We start from the raw sequence: 23,399 nt of genomic DNA on the forward strand, positions 1-23,399 counted from the left end.
TTTTTCTAAAATTCATCCCACTCAGGCTGTCTTTTCTTCTTCATCCATTCAGTCGCAAAGTGTAAGATTAAACCAAGCACCAGTATCACGATTAGAAGTATCAACTTCGGAATTATTCTTGTTGCCGGATTCATACTTCCACCTCCTACTATCATGACAAGTTCCTTTATTTTATACATTATATCATGTCTAAGTAGTAATGTAAATGTGGAGGCGGAATTTTCTCATAATTATTTACACTTGATACTTTCCAATAATCTTCTCCGCCACCTTAATTCCGTCACATGCTGCACTCATAATGCCGCCTGCATAGCCGGTTCCCTCTCCTGCCGGATAAAAACCGCCGAAGGTTCCCTCCATGTTCTCGTTTCTCGCAAAGCGCACCGGAGAAGAGCTTCTTGTCTCCACTGCGGTAAGTACTGCGCTGTCATCATCAAAACCGGTAAGTTTTCTGCCCAAATGGGGCATTGCCTCTCTGATAGATTCCACCGCAAAATCAGGAAGCGATCCAATTACTGCAGCAGCAGTATCTTCATCGTCCCTAAATTCCGCCCAAGTCGTCTTCGGCGCCCGATAAGTTCCTCCACCCAGCGCAAATGCCAGTTTCTCATATTTTTCCTGAAATTCGATTCCTGCCAATGGACTCGGCGAGCCGAAGTCTTCACAGCGCACGTCGACCAAAAGACCGCTGTTGGCAGTACCGCTGTCTCTTGCTCGATTGCTCATCCCGTTGGTCACCACACCGCCTTCCTGAGAAGACGCAACTACTACCTGTCCACCCGGACACATACAGAACGTATACACACCACGACCGTTTGCACAGTGATGAGAAAGTTTATAGTCTGCCGGCGGAAGCTGCGATGCTCCGTCACCATACTGTGCTCTGTCAATGAGCCTCTGAGGATGTTCAATCCGCACCCCAATAGAAAATGGCTTCTGCTGCATTTTAATTCCACGACCGGCAAGATAGCGAAAAGTATCTCTAGCGCTGTGTCCAATGGCAAGCACTACATCTTCTGTAAAAATTTCTTCCTCCTTGCCGTCCTTCACCACCACGACGGATTTTACACACTTATTTTTCGTCTTCACTTCCACAAAACGAGTATTAAAGCGAACCTCACCGCCAAGGCGAATGATTTCTTCGCGAATGTTTTTTACAACGGTTCTAAGAACATCTGTACCGATATGCGCCCTCTGTTTATAGAGAATGTCCGGGTCTGCCCCCGCTCTGACAAAATCAGAAAGAACCCGCCGGATTCGAGGATCTTTAATGCCTGTTGTCAGCTTTCCATCAGAAAAGGTGCCTGCGCCTCCTTCTCCAAACTGAACATTGGACTCCGGATTCAAAATCCCTTCTTCCCAAAACTTTTCTACATCCTGCACCCTCTGTTCAATTTCTGCACCTCGTTCGATAATCAGAGGTTTCAGCCCGCGTCTTGCCAAAGTCAAACCTGCAAACATACCGCAAGGTCCAAACCCTATGATAACCGGTCTGTGATTCAGTTCCCGATCGCCGCAAGGCACTTCTATATAGGTCATATTCGGCGCTTCCTCCACGCCTGTCTTTCCGCCGCAGCGAATGTGGATATATTCTCTGGGACGCTGTCTTGTCACCACAGAAAAGTCTATAGAGTAGACTTTCTTTATATCTTTTTTGTCTCTGGCATCAATGGACTCTTTAACAATTTCTACATCTGTCAGAATATAGTCTCTATTTCCCAGTTTCTTTAATATTTTTTTCGGTAAATCCGCTGTAGATTCCTGCAGGCTAAGTTTCACCTGATGAATTCTATATCTGGGCGTCATTTTGCCATCCCCTTTCCAGCCAGCATGCCTGTCTCCCATGCGTACTGGAGATTAAATCCGCCGCATGGACCATCATAATCCAGTACCTCGCCAGCAAAATGCAAGTTTTTTACAAGGCGTGACTCCATCGTCTGCGCCAACACTTCGCTAAGTTCTACGCCGCCTTTTGTCACCTGCGCAAAATCCCATCCCTTCACACCTTTCGGCGAAAGAGGAAACGCCTTTAAGAGCCGTCCGCTCTCCGCTGTATCCCCCTTGGCAAGACGTTCAATCATCTCTGCAACAGGCCTTTTTACGAGAAACTGCAGCAATCTCGATGCTGCAATGCCTTGCGCCTTGCGTAATTCCAAAACACTGACCATATCCTCCCTGTCCGGAAAGAAATCAATTTCAATTTTATAGTCATCAAAGCCATCTGCAAAAGAAGCCCCCGGAGGAATCAACAGAAACCTAGACAGATTGAAAACACAGATTCCAGAAACGCCTGTCTTAGTAAACTGAACCTCACCATTTTCAGAAAAAATAAGCTCATTCTGATAAAGAAGCTTCACCTGTGCCTTTGCGCGAATCCCGGCAAGTTTTTCCAGATTCTCCTTCACTTCAACTGCCGTAAGAACTGGAACCGGTTTTCGAATCTGATGCCCCAGACTCTTTGCAAACCGAAATCCGTCTCCCGTGCTGCCAAAAGCCGCACCTGCCTTACCGCCGCAAGAGATGAGAAGCTTCTGCGATTGGATTGTTTTGTTCTTCAGTTCAACAACAAAACAATCCTGTTTTTCGATGGACTGGACCTCTGAAGATGTCATAACTTCAATGCCAAGCTCCCGTATTTTTTGCTCCAGCGCCTCTCGCACCGCCGCTGCGTCTTCTATATATGGGTAAACTCTTCCTGCAGAATCGGTTCTCGTTAAAATTCCCAATCCTTCAAAAAAAGCCAAGGTCTGATCCACATTGGGGCAGGCTACATTGGAAAGATTGCATTTTCCATTTCCAGTCGCAGAAATCTTTCTCCCAAGCTGATTCTTTTTCTCTAAAATCAGAATCCTGCGAGCGGGGTTCTCCTCCTTTGCACAAATCGCCGCGGTCATTCCTGCAGCGCCGCCGCCAATTATACATATATCTAACATTTTTAGCTGCTTCCTTTCATTTATCCTTTTGGAAAATCTTCGTTGCACTCGTTTTCTGCGGGTTAGGCTCGCCGTAGCTTTCTTCCAATCGAACTTCACCTTCAGTTCGTTCTCTTGGGAAAGCCTCGCGTTTACGCACCTATCCCAATTCGTCTAAGAATTGCTGGAAGGTGCTATACAGGAATTGCCCAGCGCAAGCTGGTCTGCAATTCTTCAGTTGACCTACCTACGCAGAAATCTTCGTTGCACTCATTTTCTGCGGGTTAGGTCATAAAAAACAACAGGATTTCTCATCTTTTGAGAAACCCCGTCCGCATACTACAGTGTTTTATCCTCTGGTGTATTAGTCTCCCCAATCGGTTCACTAATTATCTCATGAAATTCTTTCGCTTCTTCTGCTTCTTTCACAGCGTTACGCGCTTTTCTAGCTTTTTTAATCGCCTTTTTCATTTCTCTCTTGGCTTCCTTGGCTGCCTCTTCCGCCTCTGCGATCTTCTCATCCTTAGTCTTGATCAAATCCGGCTTGTTGTATACGATATCAAAGCCAATTTTAATCACATTAGCGCCCTGCACAACAAAGCAGATACCCAAAATCATCAGTACGGATAAATGCAACATAGACGAATTGAAGAATGCGTAGATACCAATCGCCAAATTTAAAAGGCTCACACTAAATGCCCAATAAAAATCGATATTCTTCTCCTTAGTATCTGTCTCAAAGGCAAGCACGGAAAATCCTCTGATTCCCGAAATCATGCTCCACATACCAAATACGACAGGAACTGCAATATCTGCTGCCAGCCGTCCGGTTAAAACTACGATACCTAAAATAAATGTGGTAAGTCCATCGATAAGCACCCAGTGGCCCGCATCTACATCGTTTCTAATTCTCTTATATACAAAACATTCTACAAGTCCAACAAACATTAGAATGCTTCCAATCGGAAATGCCAGTGATAGAAATGATAACCCGGCATTTGCAATGGAAAATACCCCTAAGAAAGTAAGCAGAATGCCCGCAATCACAGTAATAATTCTCAATTAAGAAGACCTCCTTGTCCAGCTTTTGTTCTGTAACATTATACTGGCTGCCGGAAATAAAGTCAAGAAACAGCCGATATTATAGTGCGGCAAACGCATGAAAAAACTTTCAGAAATTGAACATTGACAAATTCCTGGATATTTTGTATTTTTGTCAATAAATGCGCGTTAAAATACCGATTTTTTCATATTTTACGTTCTAATATTGACAATATTGACAAACTCTCGATTTTTTGTCAATTTGGTCAATGTTTTTGCCCTAAACCCTTGCAAAAATTGACAGATTTCCTGATTTTTGTCCATTTTAGCAAGATTGAGGGGATTTAAGAGCGCTTTTCACCTGCTGCACTGGTGGTTTATTGACAAAAATACGCGGGATGGAAGAAATTTGTCAATGTTAGCTGGTATAGAACGTTTTCGTGCGTTTGCCGTGGGCATTATAGGTGCGCAAAACCCAACAGACCGCAAGCTATATATCGAAACTGCAGATCATAGCACAGACATTGACAAATTAGATGAATTTCTAAAAAAGTCAATTTTGTCACACTGCGATTCCGACTCCAGTTGTTTTCTACTACGCCAAAGAAGCCATTCACACTTTCGCTGCTGGCACCACTTCCAAAGAAACACCTTTTCCAAGGCGTGCTGCAAGCTTTTCAAGAAAACCTCCGGCGCACTGTCCCTCCGGTGCCTCCCCTACAATCACTCGGTCAGCGTAATTCTTTTCCGCAAGTTTTGCTAAAGTGCCGATAGTATCCTGCGATCGCTCCACGGTTAGCTGTGCGCCTGCTTCCTTCGCTTTTTCATAGAGAAATTCCAGAGCCTCGCCTTCCTCGCTGTTGTTCAGAAAGTTCTCGTTTTCTGGCGCAATATGTATTACAAAAATCTGTTCCTCCCCTGCATGCTGCAATGCCTTTCCATAATCGATGAGCCGCTGGCAGGTTTTCTGTTTGGTTACACAAACCATAATATTTCCCATAAAGTCCTCCAATAAAATCTATTGATTTTAGTATAGCATATTTTCCCCCACAATTGTGATTGTTATTTGAAAGAAGTATGATAAAATAAAAATATGGAAAGAGTTATTTTACATTGTGATATGAATAATTTTTATGCTTCAGTAGAGCTTCTGTCAAGACCCGACCTAAAAGGCATGCCCGTTGCTGTCTGCGGCGACCCTGAAGGCAGACACGGTATTGTCCTCGCCAAAAATCAATTAGCTAAAGATGCCGGCGTTATTACAGCAGAAACCGTCTGGCAGGCAAAGAAAAAATGCCCGGGTCTTCAATTTGTGCGACCTCACCACGATAGATACAAGGAATACAGCGATCGCATCAATAAAATTTATCTGGAATACACCGATATGGTAGAGCCTTTCAGCATTGATGAATCCTGGCTTGATGTCACAGCCAGCCAGAAACTCTTTGGCAGTGGTAAGCAGATTGGCGACGCCATTCGCCGGCGGATCAAGTCAGAACTCGGATTAACCTTGTCAGTAGGCGTTTCTTACAACAAAATCTTCGCCAAGATGGGCAGTGAATATAGAAAGCCCGATGCTACCACAGAGATTACACAAGAAAATTTCAAAGAACTGCTCTGGAATAAGCCAGTAGGCGAACTGTTTTTTGTCGGGTTTGCCACCGCAGAAAAATTAAAGAACCTCAACATTCACACCATCGGAGATCTTGCCTGCGCAAATCCAAAGGCGCTGGAAGCGCTGCTAGGAAAACAGGGCCCGCTTCTTCACAGCTATGCATGCGGCAAGGATGACAGCCCAGTCTGCCTGTTTAACCAGCGAGAGAAAATCAAGTCTGTGGGAAACGGCATTACCTTTCGCAGAAATCTAACAGGACTAGAAGATATCACCACTGCCCTGACCAGCCTTTCCGATACCGTTGCCAGCCGTCTTCGCAAGTACCAGATGAAATGCTTTGGCGTCAAAGTGGATATCAAAGATCCTAACTTCAAAACGATTTCCCGACAGAAGCAGCTTCCGGTCTCCACTAACCTTGCCGCAGATTTAAAAAAAGCCGCTCTGGAGATTATCAAATCCTCCTGGCGGCTAACAGACCCTATCAGACTTCTGACTCTGACAGCAATCAATCTGACCGATGAAACCTGCGAAGAGCAGCTTTCTCTCTTTGATGCGCCTGCAGAATCCCGCGAAAAAGGTGAATCCATCGAGCGGACTATGGACGATATCCGAAAAAAATTCGGAAACAGTTCCATCACCTTCGGTCAAATTCTTGACAACGACATCGGCATCGACTTATGATTCTATAAACTGTACGCTTTCAATGGCATCAATACGCAGGAGGTACTCCTCCTGCTTTTTATTGTTCAGCCTAATTTTAACCCAATCCTCATCGGCGTCTAAAAGGACGCAGTCCTTTTTCTCCACCGCATACCCATAGTCCGCCGCCTCATCAGAAAGCTCCAGCTTGATATGCTTTCCGATATTCTTTGCAAGAATCTCCCGCAGGGATTCTTTTTCCGAATCGACATAACCTTCCTCTTTCAAAATTCCTTCCAGTTTTCTGACCCGCTTTGAAAGGGCGGAAACATTAAACCAGGCAAGGAGCCCAAAGATAAAGCCTAAAACACCAAAATATTCCATCACTTGTCCTCCCTTTCAAATTTAATCGAAGAGATGGAAGCAATCTGAATCAGCTTCGTCTCTGTTTTCTTTCCATTCTGATATTCAATATATGCCCAGCTTCCGTCAAAGTCTAAAATCCTGCACGTCTTATTATTGATATCAAAATCTATGTCTTCGTCTGTAAACGTGATTTTTACAGGTTTCCCTGCCGCTTCCCGAAGAAGTCTGGTCACCACAGGTTTCCTCGCAGTTTTTCTGCTGTCATGCCCGGCATCTGCCTCCATATGATCATGTAAAAGGTAGTCGCAGCTTACACCCAGAATGTCAGAAAGCATCACAATTTTTTCCATTTCAGGATAGGCCGTCTGCAGCTCCCATCTGGATACCGTCTGTCTCGTCACATTCATCAGTTCCGCCAGCTGCTCCTGGGTCAAATTCTTTTCTTTTCGCGCCTGCGCAATCTTACTTCCAATTTCCATCGCACGCCTCCTTGTTTTTATGGATTTATCTTACCGCAAATCCGGAAGCTGCGCAAGTGGCGTACCGGTTTCAAAATGTAACATTTGGGTTGCGTTTGCTGAATTGCTTTGGAATAGAAGCACTACACCTATTATCCGGCGCACATAAACAGAACCGGAATCACCTGCTTTACAGTGTTCCGGTCCTTTCCCCGCATTTGTGTATTTCTGTCGTTTATGCCCTTATGCTTCCGCAGCAAACAGCGCCCCCGGGTTCATGATTCCCTTCGGATCGAAGACATCTTTGATGCCTTTCATCAGTGCCAGTTCCGCTGCCGGCTTCTGCGCTTTCAACTCTTCCACACGGATTTTTCCGATGCCGTGCTCGCCGGTCACCGTGCCGCCATAGCTGTAGCAGATGTCATACATCTTGTGTTTCAACTCCTCCGCATAGTCTGGAATAGATCCGTCCGGCAGATACAGAATGTCGTTATGCACGTTGCCATCGGCAATGTGGGCGATAACATTAGTTCCTGTATGGTATTCAGCCACCAGTTCTTTCAGCCGCAGAATGAAATCGGATACGTGAGATACAGGCACCGCCATGTCGAAAGAATCGCAGATTTCATCCTTGATCAGCTCATAGTGCTGGCTTCTAACAAGCAGCAGTTCCTCCTGCTCCTTGTCCTTGCCCGCAAAGAGACACGGGAGCGCTTTGTTCGCCTTACAAATCTCATTAATTGCCTTTACAGCATCGTACAGCTGCTGTTCCGTCCGCTCCGACAGGATAATCAGAAGGTCAGCGCTGCCGTCCTTTGCCTGCCACGTAAGACCCAGCATCTTTGCTGTGTCCACAAAGAGACGCTTATCCATATATTCTACGGCCAGAGGCGTGTAGCCGCTCTTTAAAATGTCCGTTACCGCATGGCAGGCATCCTGAATTTTCTCAAAAGGCGCTACGATGGTAGCAGTCGCCTTATCCTTTGGAAAAATCTTCAAAATCACCTTCGTTACAATAGCCAGAGTGCCTTCGCTTCCCAAAAGCAGCTGGGTCAGGTTATAGCCGGCATTGTTTTTAATCAGTTTGCCGCCCAGCTCCAGGATCTCTCCATTTGGAAGCACCGCGGTAACACCCAGAATGTGTTTGCGCATAACGCCGTGACGCACAGCTCTGGCTCCGCCGGCGTTGGTCACAGCCATGCCGCCCATCTGGGCTCCCTCGTCTCCCGGATGGACCGGAAAACTGAGACCATCATGATGTTCCAGCTCTTCCAGCAGATCCATCAAGGTAACGCCGGCTTCCAGCACGGCAACCATATTTTCCTCGTCGATTTCCAAAATATGGTTCATCCTCTCTGTAGAGATGATGATGCTGCCGACTACCGGCGTGCACCCTCCGGCAAGGCCTGTAGCGCCGCCCCGCACTACCACAGGCACGGTCATAGCATCTGCAATCTTCACCACAGCCGCAACCTCTTCTGTATTTGCCGGTTTGACCACCACCGAGTCTGCCGCTGCAGCCGGCCGATAAGTAATCTCCACTTCGTCGTACAGGAAAGCCTTCGTCCGCTCCCTTCCGGTAATGACAAAATCCTCACCTACTGCCTGAACCAGACATTCTGTCACTTCTTTTGTGATTGGATTATATTTCATACTGCATCACCTGTCCTTTCTGTCAGCTTTGGCTGCAAATGCCTCCGTCAGCTTCGGCACGATTTCATAGAGATCCCCCACAAAACCGTAATCGGAAATATTGAAAATCGGTGCGGACGGGTCATTATTGACTGCGATAATCAGATCCGCGTCCTTCATGCCGGCAATATGCTGAGGCGCACCGGAAATACCGCAGGCGATGTACACCTTTGGTTTTACTCTGTTTCCGCTGTAGCCAACCTGAATGCTGCTGGCCGCCATGCCTGCATCTACCAGCGCCCGGGATACGCCAAGCTTGCCGCCCAGCACATCTGCCAGTTCCTGCAGCAGCTGCAAATCCTCTTCCTTTCGGATGCCGCGGCCGCCTGCCACGACCACCTCTGCGTCAGTGATATCCACATCGCAGGTAGAAATAATCTCTTCGATTTTCACTCCTTTATGCTCTTTCACATATGGCTGTATCTTTTCGATGCGGATCTCTGCTCCTCCGCAAAGCGTCGCCTCCTGAAACTCCTTATATCTGACCGTAGCCATCTGCGGCCTGTTCATCGTCTTGATGTGAGCCAGAATGTTGTCGCTGAATGCCGGTCTAATCTGTTCCAGCGCTCCGTCATCAGCGATTTTCAGTTCTGTACAGTCTGCGGTAAGACCAGTTTCCAAAGCCGCTGCCATTCTCGGCGCCAGAGATCTTCCCAGATGGGTCGCTCCGATCAAAATCGTGGCCGGTCGGCGCTCCCTGATAAAGCTGACGATGTTCTCCGCAAAGAGTCTTTCCTCCGGCTGTGCGAAGCACGCATCTTCCATCACGTAGACCTGCTCTGCCCCTTTGAGACATAGCTCGGAGGCATCGGTTTCGCAGCCTGTCAGCAGCAGGCAGGAAAGACTTTCCCCTGCAGCCTCTGCCAGCTGGCGTCCTTTGTATAACAGTTCAAAGGCAACTCTGTGAATATGGTCGCCTTCCATTTCTGCGATAATCAGTATGCCCTTGTATTCGTTTTCACATATCATCTTATCCAACTCTGACACCCCCTTCCGTCAGTTCCTTCTTCAGCAAATCGATGAAATCCGGAAGCTTTTCTCTGAATACCCGGCTTTCTCTCTCCTCGGTCTTCGGCACTTCAATGCAGGCAACCTTAGTTGGGGAACCCGCAAATCCTGTGTCCTCTTTCGACAGAGACGGAAGATCAGAAAGACCGATTTTACGTATATCTGCGGTGAGGGATTCCAGCTTCCTGTCCACCGTCGGCAGCTGGAGCTTTCCGATGTTTTTCGTCACACCGATTAAAGCCGGCAGGTACATGGTACGAATCTGACGACTGCCGCACAGATTTTCTATGGACACTCGCACAGTCTTTTCATCAGTCAGTTCAATAGAATCCACATAATAGGCATGGGGAATACCGAGAAGTTCCGCAGTCTCAGCGCCTACCTGGGCTGTATCGCCATCTACTGATTTTTCACCGCACAAAATGAGATCATAATCTCCTGCAGCGACAGCTGCAGACAGGGCCTTGGAAGTGGCAATGGTATCTGAACCGCCAAAAGCTCTGTCAGTAAGAAGAATGCCCTCATCGGCGCCTCTTGCATAAGCATCCTGCAGTGTCTTTTCTGCACGCAGCGGCCCCATCGTCATGGCTGTCACATGAGCGCCGTACTTTCTTTTCAGCTCCAGAGCCGCCTGCAGAGCGCTCTCATCAAAGGGATTGATTTCCGCCGGCGCAGAGGATCTATCCACTACGCCTCGCTCGCTGTCAAACCTGACCTTCTCCATGTCAGGTACTTCCTTTATCAAAACGAGAATATTCATGTATCTCTCTCCTCATTTGGTCTTTTCACAGCAGCCGACCGGGCCTTTTCGCTTTTCTTCTGCACGCCTCACGGTCAGCGCTGCTTTTCATAGATTTATTTTCATATTTTTCAAAGTGGTCTTACCACTTGTATTGTACAATAATTCTGTGTTCTTTGCAATACTTTTTTCACAGTAAAACAACGAAATATGCGGACACCTTTGCCAGCGAAAAAGTGAGATAAGCCCCCAATCTTCTTGCTGCACCATTTTCTTCAAAAATGGACTAAATGGTGCACTTTTTTAAAGGTTATAAGCAATATCTGCACCATATACGTTAAAATAAGGTGTCATGGTGCAGATTCTATTGTACAAGGTTTAAAATAAATGGCTTTATTGGAATAAACTAGATAATCCTGGCAGACTCTGCTTCCAGTTTATGTAAGAATTTTCCATAATCATAGGGACTTACGATAATTCTTCTGTATTTTCAGCGCTTACGCGCACCATTCCCCTTATTTTCAGGGCATTTGGTGCAGAATTCAGATTTGCATCAGAGTAAAGCGCACCATAACATCATTTTTTTCTCAAAATGGTGCATCTCCAACCTTCATGGGCTTCGTTTCGCGTTTTGCATCTTCTTGCATTTGCCGTATTTATGTACTTTTCTTTCATTGCTTTTTCCTGCTGTTTCCGCTACAATAGAAGAAATGAGCATTACAGTTGTGAGCCTCGCTCCCGCAGCTTCATAAGGAGGAAACTTCCATGGCAGAATACATAAATGAAAAAACAAGCGAAAACAAAAAGCTTTCAGATCAGGTCATCCGCCACATTCAGCAGATGATTTTGGACGGGGAGCTTTCCGAAGGCGACAAACTTCCGCCGGAACGGGAAATGACAGAACGGTTCAGCATTGGACGCCCTGCCCTTCGGGAGGCGCTGAAGTCCCTGGAAATGCTTGGTCTGGTGGAACGACAGCACGGAAGAGGCAACTTCATCGTCAACAATATCCAGTCCAGCTATTTTGAGCCTCTGTCTCTTTCCTTCATACTAAGCCACGGCACCCAGCAGGAGCTTTACGAGATGCGCAGCTGCCTGGAACTTTTTGCCGTCCGCAAAGCAGCTGATACTGCTTCTCCTACGGACATCCTTGCACTTCGCAGCAATCTGAAACAGATGATGGCAGCAGAAGACGCTTCATCAAAGGCAGTCTTTGACCGTGGCTTTCATCTGGAAATCGTGCGTATCGCAGGCAATACCCTGCTCTACAATACTATGGAAAACCTGTCCTATCTCATGGATCGTTTCATCGAGCGCAGCGTCCGTCTTTCTTACTTTGAAGGAGACTCCATCGAGAACATCTACAAAGAGCACGAGGCTATTATCAGCGCTATCGAGCATCGCAGCGCTCAGACTGCCGAGGATGCCATGAAGAAGCATTTGGGCAAGATCAACGTACCTATGATTAACGATGCAATCAGCGCAAAATAGGCTTAGAAGACACTTCCTGCAGAACATATCAGTATATCGACAAACAAAAACCATCCGCAGCTTTCTTTTGAAAGATACGAATGGTTTTTTATGACAGTTTTTTATGATATTCCTGCATTACATAAAGTGATGCAAAAGCATCTGCATCAGCCTTTCATCTGTCAAATTCAATCCATTTTTTTATAGAAATCCTTCGAATTGTCCAATATATGCGCTTCCGCGTTAGGATAAACAACCACCTTTTTCGGCGCTCCATCGTCGATACGAGAAAGAATCTCGTCCCAGGTTTTTACATATACTGCCCCTGAGCGTTCATCGATGTACCACGCGTCTCTTGCGCCCTTTATGGTATGGCTTGCAAACACGATAGCCTGCTCCATATTCTTCTCCTTTGGGTAACATCCGGACCACATCATCCCGCCCGGCTCAGAGTGTCCCCAGCTGTCGTAAAGAAAGTGCACACACTGGCCGAAAGGCGTATTTGCAGCCAGAATATAGGTGCCCCCATCCTTTAAGGATGCTTTGGTTTCCGGGGTATAGGCACAATTTGCTTCGGCAGGTTTAAAATGATTGTTGGCAATCACCACATCGCAGTCCGGGACAAAGGCAGCCCGATAGTGCTTTGCCGCATAGACATTGGCTTCCTTGAATTCCTCTTCAAAATCCCCTGCAAAAAGCTCGCAGATCTCCGCCTTTCCATTGAGTACCACGTCGATTTTAAAATCCAGGCCCATCATTCTTGCCGCCTCTTCGGCGTCCGAACGCATTTTTGTCTTTGGATTTCCCATGTTAAACTCATTCAGCGTAGTAAAACTGTGGTTCGCCGTAATGGTGCGCATGGATGCGACTCCCGGCAAAATACACTTTGCGCCTCCGCTGAATCCAAAAAAGCTGTGCGCCATGGTCGTTCCAATGGCGACTTTATATTCCGCGGCCATCACATCTGCATTGATTTCTACCGGTACGTTGTTGCTTGTATTGCCGATAAAGATATGATTGAAAAACACATTGTGATTGTAAATTTCAAAATCGCTGACCAGTTCCTCACCCAGTTTCTTTACAAAATGTTCTCGGTACATGACGCCGTGAGTGCCCAGTGCCGCTACAAACCATATGTTTTCTTTGGGCACGCCTGCCTGCAGCAATTCCCTGATGACCGCCTTTGCAGGCGCTTCACAGGGCGTGGGTCTTGTAATATCATCTATGATAATCACCGCGCTTTTCTTTCCTTTTGCACCTTCGCAAATCGGCACCGTCCCGATGGAGGCATGAATTTTATCCGCAATTTCCTCCTCCGAAAGTTTTGGCGTCCGATACCCTGCAAATTCCGAAATATGCACTTCCCAGTTTTCTGGAAAGTCAATGGAAATGGGCTTATCGCCATACATGTTATTGGCAGGTAAATGATACTGCATAATCCTTTCCCCCTATAATCTGATATTCATCGCCTTTGGAATACCGACTCTGACAGCTGTAGGAATATCCGATGAGCTGCAGTAGGACGCATTGATTTCCGCATCTCCCTGCATGGAAAGATACATAAAAATGTCCGTTTTATCCCAGTCTGTCACTCTCTGCAGGTGCCTGCGCATTTCCCTGCATGCCTCTGTCAGCGCCTCATAATAGTTATTGCCGCAGGCATTGACATACCATTTTTCGTCGGTTTCAAGAAGCGGCCACTCTAAGTGGGTATTTTTAATGACATCTACTTTTACCGTTGTCGTGCCTGCCGATTCAACGGCTGCTCCGCAAATTTCTCCGTCTCCCATGGCTGCGTGAAGATCTCCAATCTGCAGAAGCGCGCCTTCCGTAAAGACCGGCAGATAGATGGTACTGCCCGGTTTTACCTGCTTGCAGTCCATGTTGCCGCCATGTTTTCCCGTACAAAAGCATGGAATTTCTCCATCCGCAGGGGTTGTCCCGATGGTGCCGACCATAGGATTTAATGGAAAAGACACGCCTTTAAAATAGGCGTTGCCGCGGTCTGCCTTCACGAAGGCTGTCCGTTCCTCTATCTCATCGCAAAGGGGTCCAAAATCCGGACAGGTGACGATGACGCCCTGAGGCTCCAAGGCGATATCCAGAATTTTTACGGCAAGAACATCTCCCGGCATTGCGCCCTCTACATACAGCGGTCCCGCCGTAGGGTTTGACTCTTCCAGGGGAATTTCTGAACCCATCTGCTTCTCGCTGACAAGGACATTGCTGAAAGCGTCCATAGAGTGAAATGCTACGATTTCACCCGGCTTACATGTGCCCGCCGGTTTATGGTCCGGTGAAAAAGTCAGTGTCGACTGTTCTATCAATTTCATATATCCGTCTCCTTCTATCATGCTGCTAAAATACAATATTTGCCGCCAGTACAATCAGCGGAATTGCGATAACGGTTCTCTCCAGGAAAATAATGAACAGATTACCGACATTGAGTCCAACCTTGGACTGAATTGCCAGAATTCCAACTTCAGTCATAAATATAATCTGTACCAGAGAAAGGGTTCCGATAATCCATCTGGTTGCAATCGACTGAATGTTGATGCCTAAAACTGCCGGAATAAACATATCCGCAAAACCGGCCAGCGCTGCCGGCGCTGCCGCAAAGGCTTCTTCTACACCCAGTACGTCAAATAACAGTCCAAACGGATAAGAAATCCAGCCTAAAATCGGCGTGTACTCTACCAAAATCAAGGTAAGCGTACCCCATGCAAAGATAACAGGCAAAGTACCAATCAGAACACCAAAGAGCATTTCCGTGCCGGATTTAAAAATCGTGCGAATTTCAAAACGCTCCGCTTGCTGTGAAGCAATCTTTCTTGCCCAAAGGCGGGACTTTACACCCTCCGGTACCAGTTCCATGGACTGCGGCGTGACGCCCGACGCGTATTCATTAGGAATTCTGGTAAGGGGCGGAATTCTCGGCGTAATAATCGCCAGCACAACACCTACTAAGCAAACCACTAAATAGCACTGCAGGAAGTACTGTGTAATATCTAAGGTTTCCGCGACAACCAGACAAAACGGCACATTTACTGCGGAAAAAGCCGTAATGATGACTGCCGATTCTCTCTTCGTGTACTGTCCCTTATTGTAAAGGCTTCTGGTCAGAACCACTGCCATGTTAGCCGCGCCAAGCCAGGAAGTCACGATATTGATGGCAGATTTTCCCGGCAGTTTAAACAGCGGCCTCGTTACTTTCCGCAGAAATACGCCTACATATTCCATGAGTCCGAACTCCGTCAGAAACGGCATAAAATACGTGATGGCGAGAATAATGCCTACCAGTGGATTTGCGATTCCCAGAATCGTCTGACCGGTGGCATCGGAAATAACGGCTTCCGGTCCTACATGAAAATAGCACATCACGATAAACACTGCAGCCACAATGCTGCTGATATAGTACAGCGGCGTAGTCACAAACAGACTGCTCAGTACCCTGTTTTCTACGATACATTTAGGTTTTGCGATACTTGCAACAGGCTGTAAAATCGCACATACGACCAGTAACGCCATGGTAAACCATACAATTAAATTTCCCGTTGATGCTATGATAAAATCAGAAAGCATCGCTGTCAATACGGTAAAGGATCCATTGTTTGGAATTGGCGTTAAAAATAGTAAAACGCCCAATAATGAAAATATAACAAATTTTTGATAGCTTTTTTATCAACGGTTAAATCCATATTATTCATGTTTCTTTCCTCCCTGTTGTTCCATCCATGTGTTCACGGTGCTTTTCCCGCCTACTGGAACAACGCAATCTTTTCAATACGGTCAAAGGCTTCTTTCAGGGTATCCACGTTTACGGTGCAGGCGATACGCACGTAGCCTTCTCCGCAGGCTCCAAAGGCGTTTCCCGGCAGCATCAGCACGTGGGCCTCCCTCAAAATCAGTTCCGCCGCCTGATCGCTGTTTAATCCTGTTTCCTTGATATTCATAAACAAGTAGAAGCTGCCCTTTGGTGGGTAAATCACAGAAAGCTTTGGAATCTGGTTGATTCTCTCCGCCGCATAAAACATTCTCTTTCTGTATTCCTCTATCATCGGCGGCTGGATTTCTGCTCCGTGACGCAGGGCGTGGAGCGCAGCCCTCTGTGATACTGACGGCGCTGTAAATACCACGTTTTCGTTAATCTGCTGAATCACTTTGATGATGTAATCCGGCGCGATGATGTTGCCCACTCTCCAGCCGGTCATGGTGAAATTCTTGGAGAAAGAATTGAGAATGATGGTTCTTTCTCTCATGCCCGGCATTGTCGCAAATGGCACAAACGGATTCTGATAGCTGAAGGCGGTATAGATGTCGTCTGAGATAACGACTAAATCGTATTTTACGGCAATTTCAGCGATCTTCTCCATGGTTTCCACAGTCAGGCAGTTTCCCGTCGGGTTGCTCGGCGAGTTGATGACCAGCGCTTTCGTCCGCTCTGTAATCAGGGATTCCAGACGCTCTATGTTAATCTGAAAATCCTCTTCTTCGTAGGTGGGAAGTTCCACAGGAATGCCTCTTGCCAGTTCCACCTGCTGCGGATACGGCGTAAAGAATGGGGCCTGCAGGATTACTTCATCGCCATCGTCTACGATAGCTTCCAGTGCCAGATACATGCCCAGGCATGCGGAGGCTGTTACAAAGACTTCTTCATCTGCAACATTCATATCGTACTCTTCTTTATAGTATTTGCAGATTTCCTCCCGAAGCTCCGGGTCACCTCTGAAATCCGTATATTTGGTATGACCAATCCTGGCATCTTCATAGGATTTGTCAATAATCAATCTGTCCGTAATCAGATCCGGATCTCCCAGACTGAGGTTAATACAGTCATCGAAAGATTTAGCCATTTCATCGGATTTTCCCATGGCCGTGCTCTGATCCTTCCAGTATCTTTTTGCAACAAATCTGTGCTTCATATTGCTATGCTACCTCCTGATACTTCAGTTTATGTGGTAAGACCTCTTGCATATATTAAAGCACAGGTCGACAAAAAATGCAACAAGAAAATCACCCTATTTACAAATTTCTGAAAACATTTCCTGCTGCCAGCGTGCAATCACACACACGCACTGCGCCACGCCTATCGCAAAATCCGTGCAAAGTAAAACATTGAGCCGAAGCTCAATGTTTTTACCCAGTTATTTACTTCAACCCAACATTTTATATTGGGCCTCTTTTTATTACTGTTATTTATTCTGCTGCCAGTTTTCTGATGGCGCTTTTGTAGATGTCTTTGGCCAGTCTCAGATCCTCGATGAACATATACTCGTTGGCCTGATGTTCCGTCAGCTCCCTGCCGGGAAGCATAGGTCCAAAGGCAACGATATTTTCCATAGCACGGGCATAAGTGCCGCCGCCGATTACTGTGGCGCGTCCCATATCTCCGGTATGCTCTCGATAGGCTTCCAGCAGTTTGGTTATCACCGGTCCGTCTTCTTCGAGAAAAACATATGGCTCATTATAGAGGAGTTCCATCTTTACGTCCCCATAGCCGCTGCTTGTCATATGCTTCCTGATCTGTTCCAGAATATCCTCGATGCGGAAGGTCACCGGATACCTGATATCCGCCGTAAGGCTGATAGTGTCTCCGTCTGTACGGATCATGCCGAAGTTATATGTAATCTCGCCGCTTTCTTTGTCTGCGGCATAACCGTTCAAGCTTTCTCCATGGTATTCCATTTTGATGCAGTCCCGGAAAAAGCTGCTCAGCTGACAGTCCTCCCGTGTCTGAAAACAGGTCATCAGCTTGGAAATAGCATTTTCCCCGTCCTGCGGCGTACTGCCGTGAGCTGACTTTCCTGTCTCCGTCATGGAAAGAATTTCCCCGCTCTCGCTGCGGAATCTGGCTCTGCAGATATCCGGGACCATGTTTACCGCGTTACCTCCTTCGATATCCTCAAAGCAGGTTCGTGTACGATCAAAGGTGAATCGAACATTCGCAATACCCATCTCAGCATAAATCGCCGGAAAATCCGCATCAGGCGTAAAGCCGAAATCAATCTTTTCCTCTGTCTGTTTATAGTATTCCATATCGATCCAGTCGCCTGCTTCCTCAGTCATACCGAATATAATACGAATCCGCTTATTAAACACGCATCCTTCTTCAAGCAGTTCCCTGATCGCATGAATCACCGCTGCAGCCGGTCCTTTGTCATCCGTAACGCCGCGGCCTATGAGTTTTCCGTCTTCAACAGTCAGCGCAAAGGGTTCATAGTTCCAGCCGTCGCCTGCGGGAACCACGTCCAGATGAACCAGGATTCCCATCAGTTCCTCGCCCTGACCGGTCTCAGCATATCCTATCATATTGTCACAGTTTTTTGTCCTGAATCCATAAGAACCGCAGATGTCCAGAGCGGTATCCAGAACTTTCCGTACCCCTTCGCCGAAAGGGCACTCTTTTTGCTCTGTCCTTGCTGAAACACTGTTTATCTCTACCAGTTTTCGCAAATCAGCTATTATTCTGTCCATTCCATGTTCCTTTATCTTTCAAACGGCTTATACTCTACATCAAAGCCAAAGTGCTTAGGTCCAAAGCAGGCAAGTCCTTCCGGTGTCGTCCAGATTTCCGGTGACGGCAGCGCAATGACAGTCATTCTCTGACCCAGATCAAAGTTCGGCGTAGTCAGCGGATCGCCATTTTCTCCAATCATGCAGATCAGATCCGGAGCCATTACATCGATTTCTCCGTTTCTGTATGCCATAATATTCTCGTTTTTCAGCCAGATCTTATAGGTCTCACCAGTAAATTCCGCTTCGCCCTTCAGATGAATTTCTCCAAAGTTGAAACCATCTCTGGTCTCCCAAGGGAATTCCGTTACAACGCCTTTGAAGAGCAGTTTTCCGTCTTTTGCGTCGGCAATAGCTTTTGCCACATCCAGACCCTTTTCTTTTGCTTCCCGCAAAGTAACGCCTATTTCCTGAGCGTATGTAATCATATCCGGAATCAGTGCTTCTTTGATGACTCTGCCTACATTGGCATGGTCTGCAACGCCGACCATATTGTCGCTGGCTACAGCAATGGCTCTTACGATATCCTCTGCTCTCAGGTCACCCTGTACATTCTGAAGCACGATTTTCTCGCCGAACTTGGTGGCAACACCCATAGGATAAATTGGCACATCTTTTACGTAATAGGTAGAATGCTGCAATTCAGGTACGGATCTTCCTGCCGGGTCCGCATCCAGAAGAGGTACGCCCATTTCCAGAGCTGCATGAAGAGCTTCCGCTGTATTGCTGCCTCCTAATTCTGTTGATCCTACTGCATAAATTTTCTTGCCCAGAAAACCTTCCAGAGCCTGCACTGCCAGCACAGAAGACGCTTCCTCCGCAAGACTCAGATCTGCAAATTTCGGATTTTTTCCGCCGGCAGACGGCGCGCCGCAGCCATACGGCGTAACAACATATTCATCGTCAGGCAGTTCGTCCAGTTTGATCAGTTTCAAAGTTTCGCCTTTATCAAAGTGTTTTTTCATCAGGGACAGCCCCTCTTCCAGCGGTCCTCCGCCGCCGGTACCCAGTACCGCACACCCGTATAGTACATCGATCATGTCCTGTTTGTTTAACTCTCTCATTTTATTTTCCTCCGTTATAATTTTATACTGCTGTATGATCAGATCCATCTCTTGAAGTAGACGGGATCAGTCTTTCTAAGACCAGATAGGCAGCCGCGCCAACCAGAATGCCGGTAAACTCAATACCGATAAAGTATGCGATAACTGCGCTGAGCGCCCATGCGATGACACCTGCCAGATTAACGCCGTCTTTCGGCCGGAAGTTTTCCTTCTTTCCTCTTCCTACAATCCAGTAGTCGGCAATAATGACGCCGCCGACCGGACACACTACATAAGACAGCAGACTCAGTACGCCCTCGATATGTCCCAGAATGCCAAGATCGCACAGAATAATGCCGATAATACCGGAAATCAGCGTTGCCTCTCTTCTCCTGTTGTCATTGAGCTTCAGAGCCATAACGATATTGAGCCCTGCGCTGTAGGCATTGGTGGAATTAGTGGTCCACGTCGAGATAACCAGCGCCGTAATGCCGAGAAGAGGAAGCCCTACATCGATCAGCACCATGCTGACATCGTATTCCCCGGACATTTTGGTCAGCAGAATCCCCATGACCAGCGTTACAACACCCATTGGAAATACGCCGTAGAATACAGATTTTACAGTATCCTTCCTGCTCTTCTGAAATCTGGTGTAATCAGCAGCAGTGATTGTGCCTACTGCTGTAAAGTTGAAGGACAGTGCCACGCCTCCCATGAAGCTCATGGTCTGGGCAGTCGCTGTATGCAGTCCGCCGGTGCCGTAGGTCCTGAAAGCCAGGAAAGTTCCGTAGAGCATAATGATCATCAGGAGAGGAATGGATATCTTGTCCAGCTTTTCCAAAGCGCTGACACCGAATACAGCGGTCAGCAGCATGATGATGCCCCAGACCGTATTAGATACGATCACAGGAATTTCGATTCCCGTCATGGCATACATGGCATTGCTGAACGCCTCTCCGCAGACACCGTTCTGTATGCCGAACCATCCTATCATGTTCACCGCGAAAATAGTGCTGACGATAAATCTGGCTCCGGATCTTCCGAAGCCGGCTTCGCAGGCCGTGCAGGATGCCGCGCCCAAATCGCAGCCCATCATACCGGTGATTACCATTCCGATAACAACGACCAGATACCCGAGAGATCCTGAAATAATCGCAGGCCATATAGGCATTGCTTCCGCAAGCAAAGCGCCAAGCAGGAAAGCCGGTACGCAGACACAGATACCTGCCTGTACGAACGCCAGGGAAACCCAGTCCTTTCGTTCATCTTCGCCAATAGGCTTTAATGCCATGGCTTCTACTTGTTTCTGTTCTTTTTTCATCATTCTTCGTGCTTTTACACTTCCTTTCTGAATTTTTAAACATCATATCACAAAATTCTGCCCTTTTCTTTAGGCAGTTGATGAAACACCTCTCATTTCATTTGTGCATCTGCACATTTTTATTGTGATGCCATGAAAATTCTGTTATAATAAAAATCATCATGTTAGCCAATTGAGGAGGAATCGTTATGAGCATTACCCTGAAGGACTGTCTGGCTCTGCCGTCCATGAGTTTCGGCACCGTGATTGCCGGTGCATCCGGCTTAGACAGGATCGTATCATCTGTTTCTGTACTGGAATTTTTTGAACACGAAAGTTATGATCTGGATGTGTTCACTCCCAATGAACTGGTCCTGTCAGCATTTTATGATTTCAAAAACGACGTCAAAATGCAGTGTGAAGCTATCAATGATCTGTCCAATACCGGTTCAATTGCTCTGGTCCTGTTCTATGTCGGAAAAATCTTACCCTATGTAGACAAAAAGCTGATCCAGACAGCGGATGAGCAGGGCTTTCCCCTGATCGTACTGAAAAACGACAGTTACCGGATTAAATACAGCGATATTATAACCGATGTTATGGGAGTAATCGTTCGCGATCAGGTCCTCTCAAAAGATTTTATCAGTTCAACGGAAAAAAGACTTGCCCAGATGCCTACAGAACTGAGAACCATGGAAAACCTGCTGCGTATCATGTCCAATCACTATAAATGCAATCTGCTTCTCAGCAGCAGCTCTCAGGTCTACTTCCAGGCATCCTACCGTCCATCCTATCTCCTGAACGACCCCGATTATTTCTGTAATCTCTTTCGCGACTCATCCTCAGGATATGCTTCAAAAGATGTGGAACAGGATGGCGCAGAATTTCATATTTACAAAATGGACTTTTCAAATGGCAAAGATACCAGAATGACTCTGTATGCCTCCTGCCACAACACCGTACTGAACGAAAAAATCATCAGCGATATGTGCGCCTGCACCGGTTTTTTCTCCTCTGTCTGGGGATATTCTATAGACCTTCAGTCGCCGCACGCTCTGCTGTCTTTAATCTTTAAAACCGAGGAAGCTGCGGCAAAAAAATACCTTCGGAATTCCAATATCAGCTTCGAGCGCATTTCCAATCTGATTATCATTTCCTCGGGAAATGGATCCATGGAACCGCTGCAGGGCGAGATCTGTCGTCTTTTTAAAGAATATCACAAATTCTATCTTGCAGATCAGATTGACAATCATCTGGTGATTCTGTCCTCTTTCATTCTCTCCGATAGCCTGGACTACGCTCTATACGACGACCTTCACTGTTTTGTAGAAAAATATGATGAGAAAGCCACCTTTTTTATGGACAGGGGAAACAAGGATATGGCTTCACTGAAGCAAACCTACCGGGATTATCTGAAAACCGAGCCGGCTCTGCAGAAAATCTTCCTGAACCGGAGAAACTGGGATAATCACGACATCATGCTTTCTCAGGAGGTTATGTCCCTCTCTAAAACCAGCAACAAACGGACAGAATATCTTTTCAGTATCATAGATTCCCTGAGTCATGATCGCGACGACCTTCTGAAAACTCTGGCCATCTATATGATCGACTGCGATTCAAAACTGAATGCCGCTGCGCAGATGCTGTACCTTCACAGAAACACTGTAACCTACCGTCTGAATAAAGCACGGCAGCTTACCAACACCAGTTTTAACCTGATGCCTGCAGCCTATGACTTCTATACCGCACTGGCCATCTGGAGATATCATAACGTGGAAACTACGTAAAAAATGCAAAGGAAAAAGTCGGCTGCGCCAATTCTATTCAGATGCAGACTTTCCTGATATTCCGGAAATATCAAAAATCGATATTTCCTACATAGTAAAACGAGCCCCTCATGGCTGAGACAGCTCGTTTTACAATCTTCTGTATCGTATGTTATATAGTGCGTTATATACTGCGCTGTTTTACTTTCCGGCCTCCAGCACCCACTGAATCAGAGGCGCTGCAGCCGCCCGGTCGGTATAGTCCGCTCCTTCTTCCATGGCGGTCAGAAGATTCCTTTCGGATTCTGTAATCTGAGAAGCCGGTTTTCCTCCAATCATCTTCTTCACCATGCCCATCATCATCTTATCGCCGCCGCTGACTTTCGCAGGGTCGTAAGCGCCGCTAAGGAAAAAGCACGGCAGCTGGCTGAAGCTCTCCTCTTCATCGGATAGTTTTCGCTTTGCGCCTGCCTGCCGCAAAATCATTTTAAAAGAGGATTCCTGCTTGAAGAAATTCAGTTCCCGCAGTTCCGCTCTGGCATTTTCGTCCTCTACATTGAGTCCGACAGCATATACGGCAATCTTCTTTTGGCAGAGTTTCGGATACCATTTCCGCAGACGGTCCATTCCCAGAATCCGTCCTGCGTGTACCGCTCCGCCGAAGACAATCACATCATAATCTTCAAGCAGCTTCTCACTGCATTGATCCGCGGCAAATAACGCGCCGCCGGTCTCCTCGCAGATCCACTGCCCGTACTGCTTCGTTGTTCCGTATTTTCCTGCATAAACGACTGCGACTTTTCCCATGTTAAAACTCCGTTTCTGTTTGCGTTTCTG

General features: G+C 46.8%; 21 protein-coding genes. 3 read left to right on the plus strand and 18 right to left on the minus strand.

Annotated elements, in window-relative coordinates; translation table 11 throughout:
* Nucleotides 1-5: 5 nt before the first annotated feature.
* The 5 genes from NFR88_RS15020 to NFR88_RS01935 form a co-directional block, all read right to left on the minus strand.
* The gene (locus tag NFR88_RS15020) at nucleotides 6-134 is read right to left on the minus strand and encodes a hypothetical protein (RefSeq protein WP_285813807.1); all 129 of its coding nucleotides are present in this window, start codon (nucleotides 132-134) and stop codon (nucleotides 6-8) included.
* Nucleotides 135-234: 100 nt separating this feature from the next.
* On the minus strand, nucleotides 235-1,806 hold the full coding sequence (locus NFR88_RS01920) for an NAD(P)/FAD-dependent oxidoreductase (protein ID WP_251613151.1): 1,572 nt from the start codon (nucleotides 1,804-1,806) through the stop codon (nucleotides 235-237).
* Entirely contained in the window at nucleotides 1,803-2,933 is a 1,131-nt protein-coding gene (locus NFR88_RS01925; RefSeq protein WP_161908675.1) for an aminoacetone oxidase family FAD-binding enzyme, read from the minus strand. The genes NFR88_RS01920 and NFR88_RS01925 overlap by 4 nt, the downstream gene beginning before the upstream one ends.
* A 318-nt stretch (nucleotides 2,934-3,251) precedes the next feature.
* Nucleotides 3,252-3,974, minus strand: coding sequence for an HdeD family acid-resistance protein (locus NFR88_RS01930; RefSeq protein ID WP_161908674.1), 723 nt, complete (start codon nucleotides 3,972-3,974; stop codon nucleotides 3,252-3,254).
* Between the two features lie 592 nt (nucleotides 3,975-4,566).
* Entirely contained in the window at nucleotides 4,567-4,953 is a 387-nt protein-coding gene (locus tag NFR88_RS01935) for an adenine nucleotide alpha hydrolase family protein (RefSeq protein ID WP_251613154.1), read from the minus strand.
* Nucleotides 4,954-5,046: 93 nt separating this feature from the next.
* Here NFR88_RS01935 and dinB point away from each other — a divergent pair, with 93 nt between their 5' ends.
* Complete coding sequence (gene dinB / locus NFR88_RS01940; protein ID WP_161908672.1) at nucleotides 5,047-6,249, plus strand: DNA polymerase IV; 1,203 nt, start codon at nucleotides 5,047-5,049, stop codon at nucleotides 6,247-6,249.
* Here dinB and NFR88_RS01945 read toward each other — a convergent pair.
* The 5 genes from NFR88_RS01945 to NFR88_RS01965 all read right to left on the minus strand — a co-directional run bounded on the left by NFR88_RS01945 (nucleotide 6,244) and on the right by NFR88_RS01965 (nucleotide 10,491).
* On the minus strand, nucleotides 6,244-6,591 hold the full coding sequence (locus tag NFR88_RS01945; protein ID WP_201759605.1) for a hypothetical protein: 348 nt from the start codon (nucleotides 6,589-6,591) through the stop codon (nucleotides 6,244-6,246). The genes dinB and NFR88_RS01945 overlap by 6 nt on opposite strands.
* A complete protein-coding gene (locus NFR88_RS01950; RefSeq protein WP_160202944.1) occupies nucleotides 6,591-7,052 on the minus strand; it encodes a helix-turn-helix domain-containing protein in 462 nt (153 codons plus the stop codon). Before NFR88_RS01950 ends, NFR88_RS01945 begins: the two co-directional genes overlap by 1 nt.
* A gap of 222 nt (nucleotides 7,053-7,274) precedes the next feature.
* Nucleotides 7,275-8,684: an FAD-binding oxidoreductase gene (locus NFR88_RS01955; RefSeq protein ID WP_160202943.1), complete on the minus strand. Its 1,410-nt coding sequence runs from the start codon at nucleotides 8,682-8,684 to the stop codon at nucleotides 7,275-7,277.
* 6 nt (nucleotides 8,685-8,690) lie between these two features.
* Entirely contained in the window at nucleotides 8,691-9,692 is a 1,002-nt protein-coding gene (locus NFR88_RS01960) for an electron transfer flavoprotein subunit alpha/FixB family protein (protein ID WP_160202950.1), read from the minus strand.
* Nucleotide 9,693: 1 nt separating this feature from the next.
* The gene (locus NFR88_RS01965; RefSeq protein WP_160202942.1) at nucleotides 9,694-10,491 is read right to left on the minus strand and encodes an electron transfer flavoprotein subunit beta/FixA family protein; all 798 of its coding nucleotides are present in this window, start codon (nucleotides 10,489-10,491) and stop codon (nucleotides 9,694-9,696) included.
* A gap of 744 nt (nucleotides 10,492-11,235) precedes the next feature.
* On the opposite strand from NFR88_RS01965, the gene NFR88_RS01970 reads away from it, so the two are divergent.
* Complete coding sequence (locus tag NFR88_RS01970; protein ID WP_160202941.1) at nucleotides 11,236-11,961, plus strand: FadR/GntR family transcriptional regulator; 726 nt, start codon at nucleotides 11,236-11,238, stop codon at nucleotides 11,959-11,961.
* A 167-nt stretch (nucleotides 11,962-12,128) separates the two neighbouring features.
* Here NFR88_RS01970 and NFR88_RS01975 read toward each other — a convergent pair whose 3' ends face one another.
* From NFR88_RS01975 to NFR88_RS02005, 7 genes are all read right to left on the minus strand, one after another.
* The gene (locus tag NFR88_RS01975; protein WP_251613159.1) at nucleotides 12,129-13,376 is read right to left on the minus strand and encodes a lactate racemase domain-containing protein; all 1,248 of its coding nucleotides are present in this window, start codon (nucleotides 13,374-13,376) and stop codon (nucleotides 12,129-12,131) included.
* A gap of 12 nt (nucleotides 13,377-13,388) precedes the next feature.
* Nucleotides 13,389-14,273 carry an acetamidase/formamidase family protein gene (locus NFR88_RS01980; RefSeq protein ID WP_160202937.1) on the minus strand — a complete coding sequence of 295 codons (885 nt, stop codon included), beginning with the start codon at nucleotides 14,271-14,273 and terminating at the stop codon, nucleotides 13,389-13,391.
* A 25-nt stretch (nucleotides 14,274-14,298) separates the two neighbouring features.
* A complete protein-coding gene (locus NFR88_RS01985; RefSeq protein WP_160202936.1) occupies nucleotides 14,299-15,585 on the minus strand; it encodes a YjiH family protein in 1,287 nt (428 codons plus the stop codon).
* 113 nt (nucleotides 15,586-15,698) lie between these two features.
* Nucleotides 15,699-16,862 (minus strand): pyridoxal phosphate-dependent aminotransferase, encoded by a 1,164-nt coding sequence (locus NFR88_RS01990; protein ID WP_160202935.1) that lies wholly within the window; start codon nucleotides 16,860-16,862, stop codon nucleotides 15,699-15,701.
* A 274-nt stretch (nucleotides 16,863-17,136) separates the two neighbouring features.
* A complete protein-coding gene (locus NFR88_RS01995; RefSeq protein ID WP_161908644.1) occupies nucleotides 17,137-18,414 on the minus strand; it encodes a Sapep family Mn(2+)-dependent dipeptidase in 1,278 nt (425 codons plus the stop codon).
* Nucleotides 18,415-18,425: 11 nt separating this feature from the next.
* The gene (locus tag NFR88_RS02000; RefSeq protein ID WP_160202933.1) at nucleotides 18,426-19,517 is read right to left on the minus strand and encodes a DUF917 domain-containing protein; all 1,092 of its coding nucleotides are present in this window, start codon (nucleotides 19,515-19,517) and stop codon (nucleotides 18,426-18,428) included.
* A 22-nt stretch (nucleotides 19,518-19,539) separates the two neighbouring features.
* Entirely contained in the window at nucleotides 19,540-20,820 is a 1,281-nt protein-coding gene (locus NFR88_RS02005; RefSeq protein WP_160202932.1) for a cytosine permease, read from the minus strand.
* A 185-nt stretch (nucleotides 20,821-21,005) separates the two neighbouring features.
* On the opposite strand from NFR88_RS02005, the gene NFR88_RS02010 reads away from it, so the two are divergent.
* The gene (locus NFR88_RS02010) at nucleotides 21,006-22,583 is read left to right on the plus strand and encodes a PucR family transcriptional regulator (protein ID WP_251613163.1); all 1,578 of its coding nucleotides are present in this window, start codon (nucleotides 21,006-21,008) and stop codon (nucleotides 22,581-22,583) included.
* A gap of 180 nt (nucleotides 22,584-22,763) precedes the next feature.
* Here NFR88_RS02010 and NFR88_RS02015 read toward each other — a convergent pair whose 3' ends face one another.
* On the minus strand, nucleotides 22,764-23,369 hold the full coding sequence (locus NFR88_RS02015; protein WP_160202930.1) for a flavodoxin domain-containing protein: 606 nt from the start codon (nucleotides 23,367-23,369) through the stop codon (nucleotides 22,764-22,766).
* Nucleotides 23,370-23,399 lie beyond the last annotated feature (30 nt).

The sequence above is a fragment of the Senimuribacter intestinalis genome (genome assembly GCF_943192965.1).
GTDB lineage: Bacteria > Bacillota > Clostridia > Peptostreptococcales > Anaerovoracaceae > Senimuribacter > Senimuribacter intestinalis.

Bases quoted from the DNA above. Each gene is read 5' to 3' on its own strand.
- NFR88_RS15020 (WP_285813807.1), bottom strand. From the start codon at position 134: ATGAATCCGGCAACAAGAATAATTCCGAAGTTGATACTTCTAATCGTG.
- NFR88_RS01920 (WP_251613151.1), bottom strand. From the start codon at position 1,806: ATGACGCCCAGATATAGAATTCATCAGGTGAAACTTAGCCTGCAGGAA.
- NFR88_RS01925 (WP_161908675.1), bottom strand. From the start codon at position 2,933: ATGTTAGATATATGTATAATTGGCGGCGGCGCTGCAGGAATGACCGCG.
- NFR88_RS01935 (WP_251613154.1), bottom strand. From the start codon at position 4,953: ATGGGAAATATTATGGTTTGTGTAACCAAACAGAAAACCTGCCAGCGG.
- dinB (WP_161908672.1), top strand. From the start codon at position 5,047: ATGGAAAGAGTTATTTTACATTGTGATATGAATAATTTTTATGCTTCA.
- NFR88_RS01945 (WP_201759605.1), bottom strand. From the start codon at position 6,591: ATGGAATATTTTGGTGTTTTAGGCTTTATCTTTGGGCTCCTTGCCTGG.
- NFR88_RS01950 (WP_160202944.1), bottom strand. From the start codon at position 7,052: ATGGAAATTGGAAGTAAGATTGCGCAGGCGCGAAAAGAAAAGAATTTG.
- NFR88_RS01955 (WP_160202943.1), bottom strand. From the start codon at position 8,684: ATGAAATATAATCCAATCACAAAAGAAGTGACAGAATGTCTGGTTCAG.
- NFR88_RS01960 (WP_160202950.1), bottom strand. From the start codon at position 9,692: ATGATATGTGAAAACGAATACAAGGGCATACTGATTATCGCAGAAATG.
- NFR88_RS01965 (WP_160202942.1), bottom strand. From the start codon at position 10,491: ATGAATATTCTCGTTTTGATAAAGGAAGTACCTGACATGGAGAAGGTC.
- NFR88_RS01970 (WP_160202941.1), top strand. From the start codon at position 11,236: ATGGCAGAATACATAAATGAAAAAACAAGCGAAAACAAAAAGCTTTCA.
- NFR88_RS01975 (WP_251613159.1), bottom strand. From the start codon at position 13,376: ATGCAGTATCATTTACCTGCCAATAACATGTATGGCGATAAGCCCATT.
- NFR88_RS01980 (WP_160202937.1), bottom strand. From the start codon at position 14,273: ATGAAATTGATAGAACAGTCGACACTGACTTTTTCACCGGACCATAAA.
- NFR88_RS01990 (WP_160202935.1), bottom strand. From the start codon at position 16,862: ATGAAGCACAGATTTGTTGCAAAAAGATACTGGAAGGATCAGAGCACG.
- NFR88_RS01995 (WP_161908644.1), bottom strand. From the start codon at position 18,414: ATGGACAGAATAATAGCTGATTTGCGAAAACTGGTAGAGATAAACAGT.
- NFR88_RS02000 (WP_160202933.1), bottom strand. From the start codon at position 19,517: ATGAGAGAGTTAAACAAACAGGACATGATCGATGTACTATACGGGTGT.
- NFR88_RS02005 (WP_160202932.1), bottom strand. From the start codon at position 20,820: ATGATGAAAAAAGAACAGAAACAAGTAGAAGCCATGGCATTAAAGCCT.
- NFR88_RS02010 (WP_251613163.1), top strand. From the start codon at position 21,006: ATGAGCATTACCCTGAAGGACTGTCTGGCTCTGCCGTCCATGAGTTTC.
- NFR88_RS02015 (WP_160202930.1), bottom strand. From the start codon at position 23,369: ATGGGAAAAGTCGCAGTCGTTTATGCAGGAAAATACGGAACAACGAAG.